Here is a 19874-nt window from a genome sequence, read left to right on the forward strand (position 1 = left end):
ATGCGTTACGTTGCTGGTCCGCTTGGGTACAAGTCGAGGCACGGCGGGTGAAGATCAACGGTCGAGGGGTACGGCCGAAGCGGGAGGCTGCATGAGCTCGGCTCAGGGGGGCGCGGACGTCGGGCATCCCGTCGTGTCCGGCCGCGAAATACCCCCCATGCTGGCAGCGGCGTTCGCGTCTGGTGGCGAGATGGGCGAGCGGCTGAGCAGCTTCGACTGGTCCACCAGCTCGCTCGGCGAGCCCGGTCACTGGCCGTTGGCGCTCTCCAACGCGGTCGGCATGATGCTCGCCTCCAGCGCGCAGATCGTCATGTTCTGGGGCGACGAGCAGTCCGCCTTCTACAACGACGCCTACCGGCCGACCATCGGTGCCAAGCACCCCCAGGTGATCGGCCAGCCGGCCCGCCAGCACTGGGCGGAGACCTGGTCGGTGCTCGGCCCACTGCTCGACGGCGTCCGGAGCACCGGGCGTTCCTACCGTGGCGAGGATCACCCCTTCCTCCTGGACCGGTACGGCTTCGTCGAGCAGACCTACTTCAACGTCTCGTACGACCCGATCCTGGGTGGCGACGGCTCAGTCAGTGGCGTCTACTGCATCGTCAACGAGACCACCGGGCGTGTGCTCGGCGAGCGTCGGCTGCGGGCGCTCGCCGAACTGGGTGCCGAGCTGAACGACAGCGGCAGCACCGCGGAACTCGGCCGGACCGCCGCCACGGTGCTCGGCCGGCACCGGGCGGACCTGCCGTTCGCCCTGATCTACCTGGCCGACGACAGCGGCCAGCTAGCCCTGTCTGGCGCCACCGGCACCGCCCCGCCCGCCGTCGACGTCACGTCTCAGCTGCTCGCCCGGGTGATCGCCGATGGGGCGCCCGCCACGGTCGAGGTGACCGATCTGCTCGATGCACCGCCGGCCGACGCCGCCGGTCAGGCCCTCGTGCTGCCGCTCACGGCGACCAACCAGACGGTCGGTGCAATGGTCGTCGGCGTGGCCCGTCAGCTGCCGCTCAATGACGACTACCGCGACTTCCTCGACCTGGTCGCCGCTCAGATCTCCCGGGCGGCGGGCATTCAACGGGCGTACGAGCAGGAACGGGCTCGCGCCGCCGAGCTGGCGGCACTGGATCGGGCGAAGACCAACTTCTTCGCCAACGTCAGCCACGAGTTCCGCACCCCACTGACCCTCGTGCTCGGCCCGCTGGAGGACATGCTGGCCGACCCGGCGCTGCCCGCCGCCGACACCGAGCGGCTCACCATGATGCACCGCAACGCGCTGCGCCTACTCAAGCTGGTCAACACCGTGCTGGACTTCTCCCGACTGGAGTCCGGCCGGCTCGCCGCCCGCTATCAGCCCACCGACCTCGCCGGCTACACCGCCCGGCTGGCCAGCACCTTCCGCTCGGCCACCGAGCGGGCCGGGCTGCGGCTGGTGGTGGACTGTCCGCCGCTGCCGGCACCGGTCTTCGTCGACCGGGACATGTGGGAGAAGATCGTCCTCAACCTGGTGTCCAACGCCGTCAAGTTCACCTTCGACGGCGAGATCCGGGTGCGGGTCCGGGCCGTGGACGGCGTGGCCCGGCTGGACGTGACAGACAGCGGCATCGGCATCGTGCCGGAAGAGTTGCCGCACGTCTTCGAGCGGTTCCACCGGGTGCCGGGGGTGCGTGCACGCACCCATGAGGGCACCGGGATCGGTCTGGCACTGGTCCGGGAGCTGGTCGAGATGCACGGCGGTGAGGTCGGGCTGACCAGCGAGGTCGACCGGGGCAGCACCTTCACGGTGACCGTGCCGTTCGGGTCGGCCCACCTGCCCGCGGACCATGTGGCGGCGTTCCGCCCGCTGCCCGCGGGTGAGCCCGAGCAGGCCCGGCTCTATGTGGCGGAGACCGCGCTGTGGACCGGCGTCGAGCCGGCAGCCGAGTTCGGCAGCCGACCGACGGCGGCCGCTCCGGCCGGTCGGATCCTGGTCGTCGACGACAATGTGGACCTGCGCGAACACGTCACCCGGCTGCTCTCGCCCACCTGGGAGGTGGTCACCGCGAGCGACGGGCTGGCCGGCCTGCAGCTGGCCCGCGGGGGCGGGTTCGACCTGGTGCTCACCGACGTGATGATGCCCCGGCTGGACGGGTTCGGGCTGGTGAGCGCGCTGCGCGCGGACCCGCGTACCCGACATGTGCCGATCGTGCTGCTCTCCGCCCGGGCCGGCTCCGCGGAGGCCGTCGCCGGTCTGTCCGTCGGTGCCGACGACTACCTCACCAAGCCGTTCACCGGCCAGGAGTTGATCGCCCGGGTCCGGGCCAACGTCGAGCTGGGTCAGCTCCGTGGGCAGATCATCCGTCGGCTCCGGGCGTTGGCCGACGCGGCGGTGGATGTCAACACCGCCCGCTCGACCGGCGACGTGCTCCAGGTGGCCGCCGGGCACGCGCTCAGCCTCGCCGAGGCCGCCCGGGTGGTGGTCACCGCGACCGGCGCCCGTGGCGAGGCGGACACCGGCGGCGCCACCGCCACCGACCCGTCCTTCGTGGCCGAGCTGACCGGCACCACCAGCAAGCCGCTCGGCGAGCTGCGGGTCTGGGGGCCGGCCGCTGACGACACGCAGGCCGACGAGGCCGCGTTGACCCAGCTGGCCCGCCTGGTCGGGGTGCGGTTGGAAAACGCCCAGCTCTACGAGGCCGAGCACCGCATCGCCAGCACGTTGCAGCACAGTCTGCTGCCCCGGTCGCTGCCTCGGCTGCCGGGAGCGGTCGTGGCCAGCCGTTACCTCCCCGGCAGCGCCGACGTCGAGGTCGGCGGCGACTGGTACGACGCGATCGCCCTCGAAGAGGACGAACTGGTGCTGGTCATCGGCGACGTGGTGGGCAAGGGTGTCCAGGCCGCTGCGGCCATGGGACAACTACGCAACGCGCTGCGGGCGTACCTGTTGGAGGGCTACGACCCGGGGGAGTCGCTGACCCGCCTCAACCGGCTGGTCGTGTCCACCGAACGCCGATCCTTCGCCACGGTGGTGTGTCTGCTGTTCAACCCGCGCACCGGCCGTCTGCGATACGCGAGCGCCGGCCACCCATCGCCGCTGCTGATCACGGGAGGCGACGTGACGTTCCTGCACGACCGGGCGCTCGGACCACCGGTCGGCGCCATCCCCGGCGCGACGTACGAGGCGGTCGAGGGGGAGTTGGCGCCCGGCAGCCGGCTGCTGCTCTACACCGACGGGCTGATCGAGGACCGCCAGATCGACATCGACGCCGCGCTGGCCCAGCTGCGCGTCGACGCGGCGGCCCCCAGCGAGCACATGGCGGACCTGATCGACGCGGTGGTGAAGCGGGTCGCCGGTCGGCCGCGCCGCGACGACGTGGCGGTCCTCGCACTGGAGGCGGTGGAGCTGAACCGTTTCGCGTTGCGACTGCCGGCGGACCCGACCCGGCTGAGTGTGCTGCGTAAGCGTCTGGAGGACTTCCTGGTCGCGCACGCCGTCAACGAGACGGACGTGTTCGACCTGACCGTCGCGGTCTCCGAGGCCGCCGCCAACGCCATCGAGCACCCGATCCACCCCGCCGAGGCCATGATCAGCGTGGAGGTGGCCATCGAGGACCGGACGGTGACCGCCACCGTGCGCGACAGCGGGCAGTGGCGCGAGTCGACCGACTCCGGTTTCCGGGGGCGCGGCCTGTCCCTGATCAGGGCGCTGGGCGACCTCACTGTGCGGCGTACCGATGAGGGCACCGAGGTGACGCTGCGCCGGCAGCTGCGGGACTGACAGTGCGCCCGGCGGCGTCTCTCAGGCCGGGTCGAGCCAGGTCTGCTCACCCAGGCCGGAGATCTCCAGCACCCGGCGGACCTGCCGGGACGGCAGGACGGTGAGCGCGCCCGGAAACTGCTGGGCGAGCCGGACCAGAGCATGGATGGCGGCCGAGTCGAAGAAGGTGACAGCGCTCAGGTCCAGGGTGATCTGCCCGGCGGGTTCGCGCAGCGCGGTCTGGAGCATGGTGTCGGCGGTGGCCATGTCGACCTCACCAGCCACCACCACGTGGAGGTGGTCACCATCGATCTCCGCGCTGGCGGAGAAGACTGGCGGTGCTCCACCTTGATCCACGCTGACACCATGGCACAGCCGACCAGGCTGGGCAACAACCACTCCCGGGCGGCCGTGGCGCGGGTCACCAGCCGCCCCGGCGATAGGCTTGTCGCATGACCGTTCGCCCGCCGCTGACACCAGGCACGCTCTCCCCGCTGCGACCGGTGCCATCCCAGATCGCCCGACCGGAGTACGTGGGCAAGAAGCGCCCGCAGGAGTGGCGCGGTTCGCACGTGCAGACGCCGGAGACCATCGAGAAGATGCGGATCGCCAGCCGGCTCGCCGCCCAGGCGACCCAGCTCGCGGGCGAGCACTGCAAGCCGGGCGTGACCACCGACGAGATTGACAAGGTGGTGCACGAGTTCCTCTGCGACCACGGCGCGTACCCGTCGACGCTTGGCTACAAGGGCTTCCCGAAGTCCTGCTGCACCAGCCTCAATGAGGTCATCTGCCACGGCATCCCCGACTCCACCGTCCTTCAGGACGGCGACATCATCAACGTCGACGTGACCGCGTACATCGGCGGGGTGCACGGCGACACCGACGCCACCTTCTGCGTCGGTGAGGTCAGCGAGGAAGCCCGACTGCTGGTCGAGCGCACCCACGAAGCCATGATGCGCGGCATCCGCGCCGTCGCCCCGGGCCGCCAGATCAACGTGGTGGGCCGGGTCATCGAGTCGTACGCCAAGCGGTTCGGCTACGGCGTCGTCCGCGACTTCACCGGCCACGGCATCGGCGAGTCCTTCCACAGCGGGCTCTACGTTCCGCACTACGACAGCCCGCGCCCCACGGACATCATGGAACCGGGAATGACGTTCACCATCGAGCCGATGATCACGCTCGGCACCTACCAGTACGACATGTGGGACGACGGGTGGACCGTGGTCACCAAGGACCGCAGGTGGACGGCCCAGTTCGAGCACACCATCGTGGTGACCGACAGCGGTCACGAGATCCTGACCCTGCCGTGAGCGGGAGGAACGCAGCGAAGCGAAGTCCCGCAGTCGCGAACGAAGGGCAGGCGCCGTGACCGACGCCCCGGCAGCCCTGCGCGAGGCGCACCACGCGGACGTCTCCGGCGGTTGGCTGCGCCCGGCCGTCTTCGGCGCGATGGACGGCCTGGTCACCAACATCGCCCTGATCGCCGGCGTCGGCGGCGGCGGGGTGTCGTCGCGCAGCATCGTGCTCACCGGCTCCGCCGGCCTGGTCGCCGGTGCGATCTCGATGGGGCTCGGCGAGTACACCAGCGTGCGCTCCGCCAACGAACAGGTCGCCGCCGAGGTGGCCAAGGAGCGGCGGGAGCTGGAACGGCACCCCGAGGCCGAGGCCCGGGAGCTGGCCGACGCGTGGGTGGCCCGCGGCCTTCCCCGTGATCTCGCCACCCAGGTCGCCGAAGCCGTGCGGCGCGACCCGGAGGAGGCGCTGCGGGTGCACGTCCGCGAGGAGCTGGGCGTCGACCCCGACGACCAGCCCAGCCCGTGGGCCGCGGCGATCTCGTCGTTCCTGTTCTTCTCGTTGGGCGCACTGGTCCCGCTACTGACCTACCTGTTCGGCGCCACCGAGCTGTGGCTCGCACTGGCCGTCGGCGGGCTCGGGCTGTTCGTCGCGGGCGCGGTGGTGGCCCGCTTCACCAACCGGCCCTGGTGGACCAGCGGCCTGCGCCAACTGCTGCTGGGTGCCGCCGCAGCCGGCGCCACCTACCTCATCGGCTCGCTGATCGGCGTGCAGGGCGGGCTGTGACACCGGTCAACCGGTGAGCAGCTCGTCGATAGTGCCGTCCACCCCACGACCACGGGCGGCCAGCTCCTCGGCCTGCCGGGCCAGCACCACACCCACCTCGGTCATGTCCGCGCCGGCCAACCCGGTGCGTCGCACCGCGTCCCCGGGATCACGGAAGTAGGTGCGACTCAGCAGACCGGTCACCGTGGCCGCCGCCAACCGGGCTTCACCCAGCATCAGCAGGGCCTGGTCGGTCTCGTACCACTCGGCCAGTCGGGCGGCCCGGGCGTGCGCCGCGCTGCCCCTGTACCAGGCCTGCCGTGCCGCGGTGCTGAACTCCGCCGGCCGGGCCCTCGCCAACCGGCCGAGGTGCTCGTCGCGCAGCGTCCGCAACCAGCCCGTCGGGTCGTGCAACGCCTGCGTGGTGACGTACCGGTCGGCGGTCAACGGCCACAGTGGGGAAAGCACCCGGGCCTGCGCCAGGTAGTCCTCGGCGGCGGCCACGGTCAGGTCGACCAGCACCCCGTCCACCCGCCGGGTCGCGGGCGGTGGACCCGCGCCGGACCGGTAGGTGACCACCAGCATCCCCGCCTCGCGGTCCCCACCGCCGTCGTCGTCGCCGTGCGCCAGGGGCCCGTGCACCGCGACCGCGAGCACGTCCGCCGGAAACCGCCGTCGGACCGCCTCGGCGACCCGCTCCGCGACCGTCCACCGTCGATCATCGAGGTCCCGGCCGCCAGCCTGCTCACTCCTCGCGCTCACGGGGTCGCCTTTGTTCGCGACTGCGGGGCTCGCAAGCCCGGCTCACTCCTCGCGCTCACGGGGCCGCCTTTGTTCGCGACTGCGGGGCTCGCAAGCCCGGCTCACTCCTCGCGCTCACGGGACCACCTCGCCTCGGCTACCGAGCGTCAGCCTAGCCAGCCGGCGGCGGGCCGGCCGGTGCGCCGCGCCCGGTCGGCACCAGCCGGAAGATGCGGATCTCCCGGCCGCCGGCCCGCTGCACGTAGGTGCGGTACGCGGGCCACTCGGTGACCAGCAGTTGCCACAGCCGGTCGCGTTCGGCCCCGGACGCCAGGTCGGCCCGCACCGGGACCCGCAGGCCCTTCACGTCCACCTCGGCGGTCGGACTGGCGAGCAGGTTCATCGCCCAGCCGGGCTGCTGCGTCTGCCCCCAGTTGGAACCGATCACCACGTACGCGTCGCCGTCGGGCACGTAGAGCAGCGGGTTGCTGCGTGGCTTTCCGGAGCGGCGGCCGGTCGTGGTGATGACCAGGGAGGGGATCAGGCCGAGTGCCACCACCCGACCCCGGGTGAGCCGACCGACCACCCGGTCGGCGGGCACCAGCAGGCGTGCGGCGGCACCGAACCAGCGATGGTGACCGACTCGACGGGTGAGAGTTCCCAGCACTGACACGCGGATCAGTCTGCCCGCTGCCGGGCTCCGGCGGCACCCCCCGTACGCGCCCGGATCGCCGACCGGCCGGCCACTGGGCGGCGGTCAGTCCATCTGCCGCTCGATCGGCAGTCGGGCGCGGGTGAACAGCCCGGCCCCGAGCATCGCCACCACGGGCACCAGCACCAGGACCCCGAGCGCGGGCCACGGCACCAGGATCGGGTACGGGTCGGCGAACGGCCAGTCGTCCGCGTACTGCCGGTTGACCGAGAACAGCACGATCGCGGCGGTGCCGAGCCCGGCCACGATGCCGAGCACCGAACCGAGCCCGGCGATGACCCCGGCCTGGCAGATCGCCAGCAGCCGGCGTAACGCGGGTGCCGCGCCGACGGCCGCGAGGGTGGTCATCTCGGCGCGCCCCTCGGCGGCGGCGAGCGCGGTGGCGATCCCCGCCGCCCCCACCGTGATCACACCGGCCGCCGCCGCGAGGAGCAGCAGCAGCGGTGACACGTCGCGGGGTGCACCGCCATACTCCACGCTCAGCGAGACCGTCCCGAAGGACCGCAGGGCGGCGGCGAAGCGCTTCCGATGGTCCTCGTCGGGCGCACTGGTGGTGCCGATCACCCAGCCGGCCGGTGACCAGCTCAGGCCGAGTTCTCGGGCCGCGGCCCCGGACAGCAGCAGGCGGGGCGGCCCGACCGCCCGGGGCAGCGCGTACCCCGGGAGGTCGCGGACACCGGCCGGCTGGTCCGGTCCGGCCTCCACCTCGTTGACGCGTACGGTCACCAGGCCGTCGTGCAGGTAGCGCGGGTCGGTCACCACCACGCCACCGGCGCGCAGCACCACCGCGGCGGCGGCGGTCGTCGCTGGGTCCGCGCCGGTGAGCAGTGGCAGAGCGGTCCCGTCGTCCACCCCGGTCTGCACGTACCCGCCGAAGTAGTCCGTCTCACGGATGCGACAGCGGGGGTCGGCGCGGGCCTGCCGGCGGTCGGACTCGGGAAGGCCGTCCCGGGGCTGCCACGGGCAGGCCTGCTCCACCGGGAGCACGGGCGTGACCTCGCAGTAACCGGTGCTCGCCGGCCCGCAGCCCAGGCTGTGCAGCGGGGCGACAGCGCCGGTGCCCAACTGTTCCCGGGCTGCGGCGGCGACCTGGGTCAGCGTGGGCTGCCGGGTCGACTCGATCGGGTCGACCCGCACGTGGCCGACCGGCAGCGCCGCCTGGTAGGCGCGCGCGTCGCGCTCGCCGTCACTGGCGAGGTACGCGCCGAGAGCGACGCTGCTGGCGACGGCGGCCATCACTGCACAGATGGCCGGGGCCGCGGCGGCCCGGTTGCGGCTGGCGTCGCGCAACGCGATCCGTGGGGCCAGTGGCAACACCCGACCGAGGCGGGCGAGCGCCCCGATCAGCGTGGGCGTGCAGCAGACCAGGCCCAGTTCGCCGAGGATCAGGCCGGTGAGGATCACCGCCGGTGAGGTCCGGGCGGCCCCGAACGCCGCCAGTCCGGCCCCGCCGGCCACCAGTCCCAGGCCGAGGGCCAGCCAGCGGGCCTGGGACACCGGTGGGGTACGCCGACCGGTCAGGCCGGCGCTGACGTCCTGCCGGGCGGCCGACCAGGCCGGTGCCAGCGCGGCGAGCACCCCGGCCAGGACCGCGACCCCACCGAGCAGCACCAGCGCCGCGGGCCAGCAGCGGTACCCGCCGAAGCGCGCGCCGAACACGTACTGCTCCACCAGGGGACGACCCGCGAACGCCGCGAGGACACCGACGAGCAGGCCGGCGGCGGCGCCCAGCACACCCAGCACCACTCCGTCGGCCAGCACGACCCGGCGGAGCTGGGCGGCGTCCCCGCCGGCCACCGCGACCAGCGCCAGATCCCGCCGACGGCGACGGACGCCGACGGCGAACGCCGGCCCGACCAGGAGTACGACCTCCAGCAGCCCGAGGCCGGCGATCAGCACGCCGGTGCTGAGGTCGTTGGTGTCGCCCAGGTTGATCGAGCCGAGCCACGACCGGTCCGGTTGGGTCGGGGGACGTGGGGTGACCACCACCCCCCGGTCGTTGAGCCGGGACACCAGGGCGGCGTCGACGGCTCCGGGTATGTCCGCCAGCCACACGCTGTCCGTCTCGGGACCGGTCGGCGGCGCGGCTCCCGGGTGCAACGCCACCAACGGGCCGAGATCGTCGGGGAACTCGACCACCCCGACAACGGTGTACGCCCTGCTTCCGTCGGCCACGGCGACGGCACGGCCGAGGTGGAGGTCCAGGCGACGCAGCGCCGCCGGGCTGACCGCGACCTCGCCGGGCTGCTGCGGCGCCCGGCCGGCCCGGAACCGCACCAGCGCGCGGGCCAACGGGTCGTCGAGGTCCAGCGCCCGCCCGGTCACCTCCTCGTCGCGGTGTGGGCCCCGCAGCGTCAGGGTGATGTACGTGCGTACCTCGGTGACCCGGCTTCCGGGCCCGAGCAGCGCGGTCAACTGGGCCGCGGTGGCCTTCGCGGGAGGCAGGTACGTGTCGTCCCGCGTGAACCAGCCCTCACCCCGCTCGTCCTGTCCCACCGGGTTGTCGGCGATCCAGCGCAACTCCGCGTCGGCCACGCCGAGCCGGCGGTCGACGCGTTCCTGCGGAGTCAGCTCGGCCATGTCGTAGCTCGCCGCCAGGAACGCCAGCGCCGCCACCGGCAGGGCGATCATCGCGAGCACCAGGGCGGTCCGTCGTCGGGCCCGACGGGACTCCCGCCGGGCGATGCGCAGCGCCGTCCGCCAGGAGCCGGTCAGCTCGGCGATCCGCCGCCGGCCGACGAGGGCGGGTGGTTCGACGGGCTCCGCCGTGGGGGCGTCCACCCGGCCAGGGGCGTGCCTGGTCCGGCGGATGGTCACCGGTCGCTGCCGGACAGCAGTTGCTCCACGCTGCCCAACGGTGCCGTGGTGTCGACCAGCACCCCGTCGCGGAGGAACACCACCCGGTCGGCCCAGCCGGCATGTCGCGCCTCGTGGGTGACCAGCACGCCGGCGGCGCCCGCGTCGATCCGGCGGCGCAGCAGGTGGAGGACCGCCTCACCGGTCTGCGAGTCCAGTGCCCCGGTGGGCTCGTCGGCGAGCACCAGTCGGCGTTCTCCCACCAGTGCGCGGGCGATGGCCACCCGCTGCTGCTGGCCGCCGGAGAGCTGGTCCGGGAAGCGGTCACCCAGTGCGGGCAGACCCACCTCGGTGAGAGCCGCCATGGCCAGCGCCCGGGCCCGGCGGCCGCTGGTGCCGTCGAGTTCCAGCGGGAGCGCCACGTTCTCCAGTGCGCTCAGGCTGCCGAGCAGGTTGAGCTGCTGGAAGATGTAGCCGATCCGGCGGCGACGCAGTTGGGCGAGCCCGCAGCGGTCCAGTGCCCCCAGCGGTTGTCCCTCGACCCGGACCTCGCCGCCGGTCGGGCGGTCCAGCCCTCCGGCGAGGGCCAGCAACGTCGACTTGCCGGAACCGGATGGCCCCATCACGGCGACCAGCTCACCGGGCCGGACGGCCAGGCTGACGCCGCGCAGCGCGTGCACCGCCGCCGGTCCGGCCCCGTGGGTGCGGTGGACGGCGCGGAGTTCCAGCACCGCGTCGTCCGACCCGCTCACCGTCGCGCCTCCTCGCCGGCCCATCTGGCAGCGGCACGTGCGTCGGCGTCACCCGGTCGGGGAGGTGCGGGTGCCTGATCACTGGGCTGGTGCCGGACCAGGCTCGTCTCGCAGTGGTCCAGCCAGCGCACCTCGGCCTCGGCCTGGAACACCATCGAGTCCAGCACGAGGCGCCAGGGGAGGTCCTCCGGTCGGTTGCTGCCGTACTTCAACCGGGTCAACTCCTGCAGGGCCCGCATGGTCGCGCTGCGCTGGGCCTGCACCACGGAGCGGACGTCGACACCGGGGGTGGTCAGCGCCAACGCCAGCTTGATCGCCAGCTCGTCGCGGGGCCGGTCGGTTCGGCTGACCGGGGTCGCGAACCACAGCGCCAGGTCCGCCCGGCCGGCGTCGGTGATCTCGTACGGGCGCTGCCCGGCCTCGCTCTCCGGCAGCGGGCGCACCAGACCGTCGCGCTCCAGCCGGGACAGCGTGGTGTAGACCTGCCCGATGTTCAGCGGCCAGGTCGAGCCGGTCGACTCCTCGAACGCGGCGCGCAGCTGGTAGCCGTACATCTGGCCGCGTTCGAGCAGGGCGAGCAACCCGTGACGGATGGACATGGCAACGGAGTATGCATACCTGGTATGCGCACCGCAACCGGAGCGGACCCGATCAGGCCGGACGTCCGGGAAACGGGACAGTGAGCGGGCTCGACCCGGCCGTCTTACGCCACCGGGTGGCGCGCACGGCGTACTCGACCAGGGCCGCCAACGCCTGGTCCCGGTCGGCGCCGGTGGTGGACGCCAGAGCCGCCCGCCAGTGCGCTGCCGTGCGTTCCTCGACCTCGGCGGCGAGCCGCAGGGCGCTCGCCCGGTCGGTGACCGGGAACGGCAGCGCGTACCCGGCGCGGTCCGGAGGCACGACGCCGCCGGCGGTGGTGAGCTGCACCACGAGGGTGTCGCGTCGGCGTCGATGCGCGGCCTCCGCCTGGTGCGCCGCCTCGCGGGCGGCGCCGGTGAGCCGGACGCCGATCCGCCCGTAGGCGTAGATGGCCGCGTACTCGGCGGACAGGGCGGAGGCGAGGGCCTCGCCGGAGGACGGCTGCCTCACTTCAGTGCCTCCTGGTGGGTGGCTCGGGCGGCGACGATCGACCCGAGCAGCGCGGCCCGTTCCGCTGGCGCTGCGGCACAGGCCCGGGTAGCGGACTGCTGGGCGGTCTTCTCCAGGGCGCGCAGTGCGGCGAGCGCGCCGGCCGGCTCGGCCGCCGGGGCGGTGGTGGGGGCGGTGGCCGCCGCCGACGGCAGGGCGACGCCGATCACCCGGGCCAGTTCGGTGGCGTGTGCGGTGTGCGCCTCGGCGATCGGGCCGAGCCGGTCGGCCAGGTCGGGATGAGCGGTGGCCGCACTCCGGTATGCCTCGGCCAGCGCCAGTGACTCGTCCACCATCGGGCGCAGCGGGTCCGGTGGTGGCGCCGGCTGGTCGTCACGGTCGAAAAGATCACAGCCGGTCAGCGGCGCAGCGACGCCGCCGAGCACCAGCAGCGCCCCGCCGCGCAGCAACTTTCGCCGGGAATGTCCGGATGCCTGGTCGCGCTGTGTCGTTCTGCCGATCCCCACCGGGCAAGTCAACACCATCGGCATCGGTCCAGGGGCGACCGGCGTCGGTGCGCCGCCCGGTCCGCTGCCGGGCAGGCGCGTTACGCTCTGCGCAGCCACCGGCGTGTCCGCTCCGGTGGCGTGCCGGCATGGCGGGACGGCCGATCACCGTCGACCAGGGAAAGGGTGCGGAGATGACGCAGCGTGGCCGTGCCACCAGGCCGACAGGTCGACCCCGTGATGCCGCGGGTCCCCGCGGTGGTGATCTCGCCGGGCGACGTGCCCGACTACGAGCTGTGATCGAGCCGGTCGTCAACGACGCCGGCTACGACCTGGAGGACCTGACGGTCTCCCGGGCCGGTCGCCGGCACGTGGTGCGGGTGATGGTGGACGCCGACGGCGGGATCGACCTGGACGCCGTCGCGGACGTCTCCCGGGCGGTCTCGGCCGCGCTGGACGCCGCGGAGGAGGCCGGCGGCGACATCGTCGCCGGGGAATACCAGCTGGAGGTGAGCTCGCCGGGCGTCGACCGGCCACTGACCCTGCCCCGGCACTGGCGGCGCAACGTGAGCCGGCTGGTCAAGGTCACCGTCCGGGGCGCGGCCGCGCTGCCCGAACAGCGCGGCGAGCAGCCCACTGGCGACCGCCAGCTGACCGGTCGGGTGATCGCGGCCGACGACGAGGGCGTGCAGCTGGAGACCGAGGACGGCCGCACCTCCTGGGCGTACGCCCAGCTGGGCCCGGGCCGCGTGCAGGTCGAGTTCACCCGGCTCGCCGAACTCGGCGAGCCGGACGAGGAGTTCGACGACGCGGACGATTCAGACGAGATCGACGATTCAGACGACATCGACGACGAAGATGATGTGGAGGACGAGGAGAGGTGAACATCGACCTCGCGGCGCTGCGCGCACTCGAGCGCGAGCGGGAGATCCCGTTCGACACGATTCTCGCGGCGATCGAGACCGCGTTGCTGACCGCCTACCGGCACACCGACGGCGCCGAGCCGCACGCCCGGGTGGAGATCGACCGTAAGTCCGGCGCCGCCCTGGTGTACGCGCAGGAGATGGACGACGACGGCAGCCTGGTGCGGGAGTGGGACGACACCCCGCACGACTTCGGCCGCATCGCGGCCATGACCGCCAAGCAGGTGATCCTCCAGCGTCTGCGGGAGGCCACCGACGAGGTGCACTTCGGTGAGTACGTGGGCCGCGAGGGTGACCTGGTCACCGGCGTGGTGCAGGCGCACGAGACGCGCACCGAGAAGGGCATCGTCAGCGTCGACCTGGGCAAGCTGGAGGGTGTGCTGCCGCAGTCCGAGCAGGTGCCCGGTGAGCGGTACGCCCACGGTGAACGGGTCCGCTGCGTCGTGGTGCACGTGGCCAAGGGCATGCGCGGGCCGCAGATCACCCTGTCCCGGTCGCACCCGGCGCTGGTCAAGAAGCTGTTCGCGCTGGAGGTGCCGGAGATCGCCGACGGCACTGTGGAGATCGGCGCGATCGCCCGTGAGGCAGGTCACCGTACGAAGATCGCCGTACGCTCCACCACCCCCGGTGTGAATCCCAAGGGCGCCTGCATCGGCCCGATGGGCCAGCGGGTGCGCGCCGTGATGAGCGAACTGCACGGCGAAAAGATCGACATCATCGACTGGTCGGACGACCCGGCCACCTTCGTCGGCAACGCGTTGTCACCTGCCAAGGCGTTGCGGGTCGAGGTGGTCGACCTGGCCAATCGGGCCGCCCGGGTGACCGTCCCCGACTTCCAGCTCTCGCTCGCCATCGGTCGGGAGGGGCAGAATGCCCGACTCGCTGCCCGCTTGACCGGTTGGCGGATCGACATTCGCTCGGATGCGGAGCAGACCGCCCCGGCCGCGCGAGGGTCGGCTGATCACGTGCGGGAGCCGGGCGGAGCGATCTCGGGCAGCTAGGGGTAGACTTCCTCCAGTGGTACGACGCGCGCTGCCGGAGCGCACCTGTGTGGGTTGCCGGCAACGTGCGCCGGCCAGCGAATTGCTGCGGATAGTCGCGGTCAGGGACGAGGCTGGTTACAGTCTCCGGCCTGATCCGCTTCGCAGGCTGCCGGGTCGGGGAGCGAACATGCACCCGGATCCGGCCTGCTTCGCGCTGGCGGTGCGGCGCCGCGCCTTCGGGCGTGCGTTGCGCATCACCGAGGTCCTTGACCACGGTGTGCTGGCGGAGCACGTCGATGCGCCAACCACTACGTCCGGTCAGCCCGACCGGGCGAGGGTCGCTAGCAGGGTAGGACGACCGACATGAGCACACGATGAAGTCCCTGAAATGACCAGGCTTCAAGTGCACGAGTGAGGTCGCTGCGGGTGCTGCCCGCACGACCTCGGAGTGAGGAGTGCAGTGGCAGGCAAGGCCCGCGTACACGAGCTTGCAAAAGAGCTCGGGGTCGAGAGTAAGACCGTTCTCGCCAAGCTGAAGGAAATGGGCGAGTTCGTGAAGTCCGCGTCGAGCACCGTCGAGGCGCCCGTCGCCCGGCGACTGCGTAACGCATTCGTCGCGTCCGCCGGTGCTCCGGCACCGGCCGCCGCCCCGTCGGCGCCCGCGTCGACGCCGGCTTCGACCCCGACCCCGACGACGGCCCCGACCCCGGGCGCGCCCCGGGTTTCGGCCAAGCCGATGCCGCCCCGGCGGCCGTCCGCGCCGGCTCCCGGCCCGAAGCCGAAGGGCCCGGTGCCTGGTGCACCGCAGCCCGCGGCTCCGGTCGCCAAGCCGGCGAGTGCCCACGACATCGAGGTGGCGGCCGCGGAGGCGCGTGCCGCCGCACTGAAGGCTGAGCAGGAGGCCGCGGTCAAGGCCGCGCAGGCCGCCCGCCAGCAGCAGCGGGACAACCCCGTACGCCGGGAGCCCTCGGCAGACGGCGGCAACCGCCCCGGCCCTCGGCCGGGTCCGGCCGCGATGCCCCCTCGTCCCGGTTCACCGGCAGCTCGTCCGAGCACGCCGGCTCCGGGTCCGGGTGCCCGACCTGGTGGTCGCCCGCCGGCGCGTGGCGCCGGTAACAACCCGTTCGGCATCCAGGGTGGCCAGCAGCAGCGGCCCCCGGCCGCGGGTGCGGGTGGCCCCCGTCCCAACAGCCCGGCGGGCATGCCGCCGCGGCCGAGCCCGAACTCGATGCCGCCGCGGCCCAGCCCGGCGTCCATGCCGAGTCAGCGCCCGGCTGCCGGTCGCCCTGGTCCCGGTGGCGCTGGTCGCCCCGGTGGCGGTGGCGCTGGTCGTCCCGGTGGTGGCGGCGGTGGCGGTGGCTTCCGTGGCGGTCCCGGCGGTGGCGCCGGTGGCGGTGGCGGTTACCGAGGCGGCCCTGGTGGCGGCGCGGGTGCCGGCGGTGGCGGTGGCTACCGTGGCGGTCCCGGCGGCGGTGGCGGTGCTCCCGGTGGCGGTTTCCGTCCGGGCGCTCCGTCCGGTGGTGGCGGTCGCCCGGGTGCGGGTGGTCGTGGCCGTGGCGGCGGCGCTGCGGGTGCCTTCGGGCGTCCGGGTGGCCGGCCGACGCGCGGTCGCAAGTCCAAGAAGCAGCGCAGACAGGAGTTCGACAACCTGTCGGCTCCGACCATGAGCTCGGGTGCTCCCCGGGGTCAGGGTCAGATCGTCAGGCTCTCCCGTGGCGCCTCGCTGTCCGACTTCGCGGACAAGATCAACGCCAACCCGGGTTCGCTGGTCCAGGAGATGTTCAACCTGGGCGAGATGGTCACCGCGACCCAGTCCTGTTCTGACGACACCCTGCACCTGCTGGGTGAGCACCTGGGCTTCGACATCCAGATCGTCAGCCCGGAGGACGAGGACCGCGAGCTGCTCGCGCAGTTCAACATCGACCTCGACGCGGAGGTGGCCGAGGAGCGTCTGGTCAGCCGTGCGCCGGTGGTGACCGTCATGGGTCACGTCGACCACGGTAAGACCAAGCTGCTCGACGCGATCCGCAAGGCGAACGTCGTGGCCGGTGAGGCGGGTGGCATCACCCAGCACATCGGTGCGTACCAGGTCCACGTCCCGCACGAGGGCGAGGACCGGGCGGTCACCTTCATCGACACCCCGGGTCACGAGGCGTTCACCGCCATGCGTGCTCGTGGTGCCCAGGTCACGGACATCGTGATCCTGGTCGTCGCGGCCGACGACGGTGTGATGCCGCAGACGATCGAGGCGTTGAACCACGCCAAGGCGGCCGACGTGCCGATCGTGGTCGCGGTCAACAAGGTCGACAAGCCGGACGCCAACCCGGACAAGGTCCGCCAGCAGCTGACCGAGTACGGCCTGGTCGCCGAGGAGTACGGCGGCGAGACCATGTTCGTCAACGTGGCAGCCAAGCCGGGCATCGGCATCGAGGAACTGCTCGAGGCTGTCCTGCTGACCGCCGACGCGTCGCTGGAGCTGACCGCTCCGATCGACGGGCCGGCGCAGGGTGTGGCCATCGAGGCGCACCTGGACAAGGGCCGCGGTGCGGTGGCGACGGTGCTGGTGCAGAAGGGCACCCTGCGGGCAGGCGACTCGATCGTCGCCGGTGGGGCGCACGGCCGGGTTCGGGCCATGCTCGACGAGAACGGCAACCAGCTCACCGAGGCTGGGCCGGCGCGTCCGGTCATGGTGCTGGGTCTGACCGCGCCTCCCGGCGCGGGCGACACGTTCCTCGCCGCGGCGGACGACCGCACGGTGCGGCAGATCGCCGAGCAGCGGCAGGCACGGCGGCGGGCGGCGTCCTTCGCCAACTCCCGTGGTCGGGCCACCCTTGAGACGCTCATGGAGCAGCTCAAGGAGGGCGAGAAGACCTCGCTCAACCTCATCCTCAAGGGCGATGTCTCCGGTTCGGTGGAGGCTCTCGAGGACGCGCTGTTCAACCTGGACATCCCCGAGGAAGTCCAGCTCAAGGTCCTCGACCGTGGCGTGGGCGCGATCACCGAGAGCAACGTCATGCTCGCGAGTGCCTCGTCCGAGCCGGTCACGATCATCGGCTTCAACGTGCGGGCCTCCAACAAGGTCCGTGAGATGGCCGACCGCGAGGGCGTGGAGATCCGGTACTACACCGTCATCTACCAGGCCATCGAGGAGATCGAGGCAGCGCTCAAGGGCCTGCTCAAGCCGGAGTACGAGGAGGTCGAGCTGGGCAGCGCGGAGATCCGCGACGTCTTCCGCTCGTCCAAGATCGGCAACATCTCCGGTTGCATCGTCCGGTCGGGTGTCCTTCGGCGCAACGCCAAGGCGCGCCTGCTGCGAGACGGGGCGGTCGTGGCGGACAACCTCACGATCAGCTCGTTGAAGCGGTTCAAGGACGACGCCACCGAGGTTCGCGAGGGCTTCGAGTGTGGTCTGACCCTGGGTGGTTACAACAACGTCCAGGTCGGCGACGTCATCGAGACCTTCGAGATGCGGGAAAAGGTTCGCGCCTGATCCGGCAGTGACACGCTGATCAAGGGGTTTACGCCGTACGGCGTAAACCCCTTGATCATGCGGGGCGGGTTGGCGGTATCGTCCGGAGCGATGTTTACCGGAACCGCGGTCTTCGACCTGCTGCTGCCGGGTGACTCCCGGTCGCTCAAAGCCAAGAGATCATATGTACGGCCGATCGTGGCGGCGCTGCGCCGCTTCGAGGTGTCGGCCGCTGAGGTGGGTGCGCTCGACCTGCACGGTCGAGCGCAGATTGCGGTGGCCGTGGTGGCCGCCGAGACGGCGCACGTCCGCGAGGTGCTCGACTCCTGTGAGCGCCTGGTGGCCGGCCGTCCCGAGGTCGAGCTGTTGTCGGTTCGACGCCGGTTGTACGGCGTGGACGACGACTGACCGCGGTGCCGGCTGTGCCGGGCGACCGGTGCGGCCGCGAAGGTAGTGTTCGAGATGTTGGCCGGTCGGCCGGCGGCCCCCGGGCCGCCGGGTCGGCCGGGAGCAGGACGCCGTGGAGGTGGCGAGATGTCTGATCCGGCCAAGGTACGCCGGCACGCGGAACGGGTGCGTGAGCTGGTCGCGTCGGTGGTGCGGAGCCAGATCAAGGACCCGCGGCTCGGGATGATCACCATCACCGATGCCCGGATTACCGCTGACCTGCGCGACGCGACGGTCTTCTACACGGTGCTCGGTGACTCGGTGGCCCAGGCGGACACCGCGGCGGCTCTGGAGAGCGCCAAGGGGCTGCTGCGCAGCACTGTCGGCAAGGCGCTCGGGCTGCGTCACTCGCCGACCCTCACGTTCGTCCTCGACGACGTTCAGGACCAGGTCAAGCACATCGACGACCTGCTCGCCGCGGCCCGCAACGCCGACGCCGAGGTGCAGCGGCTCGCCGCCCAGGCGAAGTACGCGGGCGAGGCCCAGCCGTACCGGGTCGACGACGAGACGGATGAGGACGACGAGACGGACGAGGCCGATGAGGCCACCGACGTCAAGGAGACCCCGCGGGGTGGGGAAACGCGGTGACGAGCACCGCCAGCGTCCCGCTCGCCGGGGCGGCCGGGGTCGCTCCCGCCGAGTTGGACTGGGCCGCGGCCGAGGCGCTGCTGCGGGCTGTCCCGCCGAACGGCCGGGTGCTGCTGATCTGTCACGTCAATCCGGACGGCGACGCGCTGGGCAGCATGCTCGGCTTCGGTCTGGGTCTGCGGCAACTCGGCGTACGCGAGGTGCAGGCGACCTTCCCGGGGCCGCCGGAGGTGCCGGAGCCGTTCCACGGGCTGCCCGGCCTCGAGTTGCTGGTCCCGGCGGACGCCGCGGACGTCGCACCTGATCTGGTGATCTGCTTCGACGCGGCGAGCGAGTCGCGCCTCGGCGAGTTGGCCGGGCGGCTGTCGTCGGCGGGTGCGGCGCTGGTGCTGGACCACCACGCCTCCAATCCGGGGTTCGGCACCGTCAACCTGGTCGACCCGGGCGCCGCGGCGACGTCGGTGGTGGCCGAGCAGTTGCTGGCCAGGCTCGGGGTCGTGGTGGATCGGGCCATCGCCGAGTGCCTCTACGTGGCCCTGACCACGGATACCGGTTCGTTCCGGTTCGCGGCGACGACCCCGGCGGTGCACGAGATGGCCGCCCGGTTGCTGGCGACCGGCATCTCGCCCGGTGACATCTCCCGGCGGGTCTTCGACACCCGGCCCTTCGGCGCGGTCCGGCTCTTCGGTGAGGTGCTCGGCCGTGCGCAGCTGGAGCCGAGCGCTGCCGGTGGCAGGGGGCTGGTCTGGACCTTCGCCACTCTCGACGACCTGGCCCGGCACGACCAGCGTCCGTACGTGCTTGAGGCGTTGATCGACTCGGTGCGCTGCACGGCCGAGGCGGATGTGGGCTGTGTGTTGAAGCAGACCACGTCGGGCGAGTGGGCGGTGTCGATGCGCAGCAAGGGCGCGGTCGACGTCAGCCGGGTCGCTGTCGCGCTGGGCGGTGGTGGTCACACGTTCGCGGCCGGGTTCACCGGTCGGGGCACCGTCGAGCAGGTGGTGGAGTCGATCCGCGGCCAGCTGGACGCGGCGCTGGTCCGCTCCGCACGCTGAAACGGCGTTCGCCGCCGTCGGTCGGTCCCGAAGATCAGGGTCAGCT

18 protein-coding genes are annotated in these 19874 nt (G+C 72.4%); 10 read left to right on the plus strand and 8 right to left on the minus strand.

What is annotated here, in order from left to right:
* The first annotated feature begins 91 nt into the window (after positions 1-91).
* Positions 92-3751, plus strand: a complete 3660-nt coding sequence (locus CLT68_RS13555) for a SpoIIE family protein phosphatase (RefSeq protein WP_099851265.1) — start codon at positions 92-94, stop codon at positions 3749-3751.
* A 21-nt stretch (positions 3752-3772) separates the two neighbouring features.
* Here the strand turns inward: CLT68_RS13555 and CLT68_RS13560 are convergent, their stop codons facing one another.
* The gene (locus CLT68_RS13560; protein ID WP_179782588.1) at positions 3773-4087 is read right to left on the minus strand and encodes an STAS domain-containing protein; all 315 of its coding nucleotides are present in this window, start codon (positions 4085-4087) and stop codon (positions 3773-3775) included.
* A 95-nt stretch (positions 4088-4182) separates the two neighbouring features.
* Between CLT68_RS13560 and map the strand changes: the two genes are divergently transcribed.
* Positions 4183-5040 carry a type I methionyl aminopeptidase gene (gene map / locus CLT68_RS13565; protein ID WP_099851267.1) on the plus strand — a complete coding sequence of 286 codons (858 nt, stop codon included), beginning with the start codon at positions 4183-4185 and terminating at the stop codon, positions 5038-5040.
* Between the two features lie 55 nt (positions 5041-5095).
* Positions 5096-5809, plus strand: a complete 714-nt coding sequence (locus CLT68_RS13570; RefSeq protein WP_099851269.1) for a VIT1/CCC1 transporter family protein — start codon at positions 5096-5098, stop codon at positions 5807-5809.
* A gap of 6 nt (positions 5810-5815) precedes the next feature.
* On the opposite strand, the gene CLT68_RS13575 is transcribed toward CLT68_RS13570, so the two are convergent.
* The 7 genes from CLT68_RS13575 to CLT68_RS13605 form a co-directional block, all read right to left on the minus strand.
* Positions 5816-6550, minus strand: a complete 735-nt coding sequence (locus CLT68_RS13575) for a hypothetical protein (RefSeq protein WP_099851270.1) — start codon at positions 6548-6550, stop codon at positions 5816-5818.
* A gap of 151 nt (positions 6551-6701) precedes the next feature.
* Positions 6702-7202 carry a nitroreductase family deazaflavin-dependent oxidoreductase gene (locus CLT68_RS13580; RefSeq protein ID WP_099851272.1) on the minus strand — a complete coding sequence of 167 codons (501 nt, stop codon included), beginning with the start codon at positions 7200-7202 and terminating at the stop codon, positions 6702-6704.
* Positions 7203-7286: 84 nt separating this feature from the next.
* Positions 7287-10058, minus strand: coding sequence for an FtsX-like permease family protein (locus CLT68_RS13585; protein WP_099851274.1), 2772 nt, complete (start codon positions 10056-10058; stop codon positions 7287-7289).
* Positions 10055-10789 carry an ABC transporter ATP-binding protein gene (locus CLT68_RS13590; RefSeq protein ID WP_486482161.1) on the minus strand — a complete coding sequence of 245 codons (735 nt, stop codon included), beginning with the start codon at positions 10787-10789 and terminating at the stop codon, positions 10055-10057. Before CLT68_RS13590 ends, CLT68_RS13585 begins: the two co-directional genes overlap by 4 nt.
* Positions 10786-11388 (minus strand): PadR family transcriptional regulator, encoded by a 603-nt coding sequence (locus tag CLT68_RS13595; protein ID WP_088946700.1) that lies wholly within the window; start codon positions 11386-11388, stop codon positions 10786-10788. Before CLT68_RS13595 ends, CLT68_RS13590 begins: the two co-directional genes overlap by 4 nt.
* A gap of 52 nt (positions 11389-11440) precedes the next feature.
* Positions 11441-11878 carry a ferritin-like domain-containing protein gene (locus tag CLT68_RS13600; RefSeq protein ID WP_099851277.1) on the minus strand — a complete coding sequence of 146 codons (438 nt, stop codon included), beginning with the start codon at positions 11876-11878 and terminating at the stop codon, positions 11441-11443.
* Positions 11875-12327, minus strand: a complete 453-nt coding sequence (locus tag CLT68_RS13605) for a hypothetical protein (protein WP_099851278.1) — start codon at positions 12325-12327, stop codon at positions 11875-11877. Before CLT68_RS13605 ends, CLT68_RS13600 begins: the two co-directional genes overlap by 4 nt.
* Positions 12328-12557: 230 nt before the next feature.
* Between CLT68_RS13605 and rimP the strand changes: the two genes are divergently transcribed.
* The 7 genes from rimP (at position 12558) to CLT68_RS13640 (ending at position 19828) form a co-directional block, all read left to right on the plus strand.
* Positions 12558-13247 carry a ribosome maturation factor RimP gene (rimP, locus tag CLT68_RS13610; RefSeq protein WP_088951521.1) on the plus strand — a complete coding sequence of 230 codons (690 nt, stop codon included), beginning with the start codon at positions 12558-12560 and terminating at the stop codon, positions 13245-13247.
* Entirely contained in the window at positions 13244-14287 is a 1044-nt protein-coding gene (gene nusA / locus CLT68_RS13615) for a transcription termination factor NusA (RefSeq protein WP_099851280.1), read from the plus strand. Before rimP ends, nusA begins: the two co-directional genes overlap by 4 nt.
* 16 nt (positions 14288-14303) lie before the next feature.
* The gene (locus CLT68_RS13620) at positions 14304-14636 is read left to right on the plus strand and encodes a YlxR family protein (protein ID WP_088946704.1); all 333 of its coding nucleotides are present in this window, start codon (positions 14304-14306) and stop codon (positions 14634-14636) included.
* Between the two features lie 93 nt (positions 14637-14729).
* Complete coding sequence (gene infB, locus CLT68_RS13625) at positions 14730-17759, plus strand: translation initiation factor IF-2 (protein WP_099851282.1); 3030 nt, start codon at positions 14730-14732, stop codon at positions 17757-17759.
* A 90-nt stretch (positions 17760-17849) separates the two neighbouring features.
* Entirely contained in the window at positions 17850-18146 is a 297-nt protein-coding gene (locus CLT68_RS13630) for a DUF503 domain-containing protein (RefSeq protein WP_088946706.1), read from the plus strand.
* Positions 18147-18272: 126 nt separating this feature from the next.
* Positions 18273-18773 carry a 30S ribosome-binding factor RbfA gene (rbfA, locus tag CLT68_RS13635; RefSeq protein ID WP_099851284.1) on the plus strand — a complete coding sequence of 167 codons (501 nt, stop codon included), beginning with the start codon at positions 18273-18275 and terminating at the stop codon, positions 18771-18773.
* A complete protein-coding gene (locus CLT68_RS13640) occupies positions 18770-19828 on the plus strand; it encodes a DHH family phosphoesterase (RefSeq protein WP_099851286.1) in 1059 nt (352 codons plus the stop codon). The genes rbfA and CLT68_RS13640 overlap by 4 nt, the downstream gene beginning before the upstream one ends.
* The last annotated feature ends 46 nt before the right edge of the window (positions 19829-19874 follow it).

This window comes from Micromonospora sp. CNZ299, assembly GCF_002754415.1.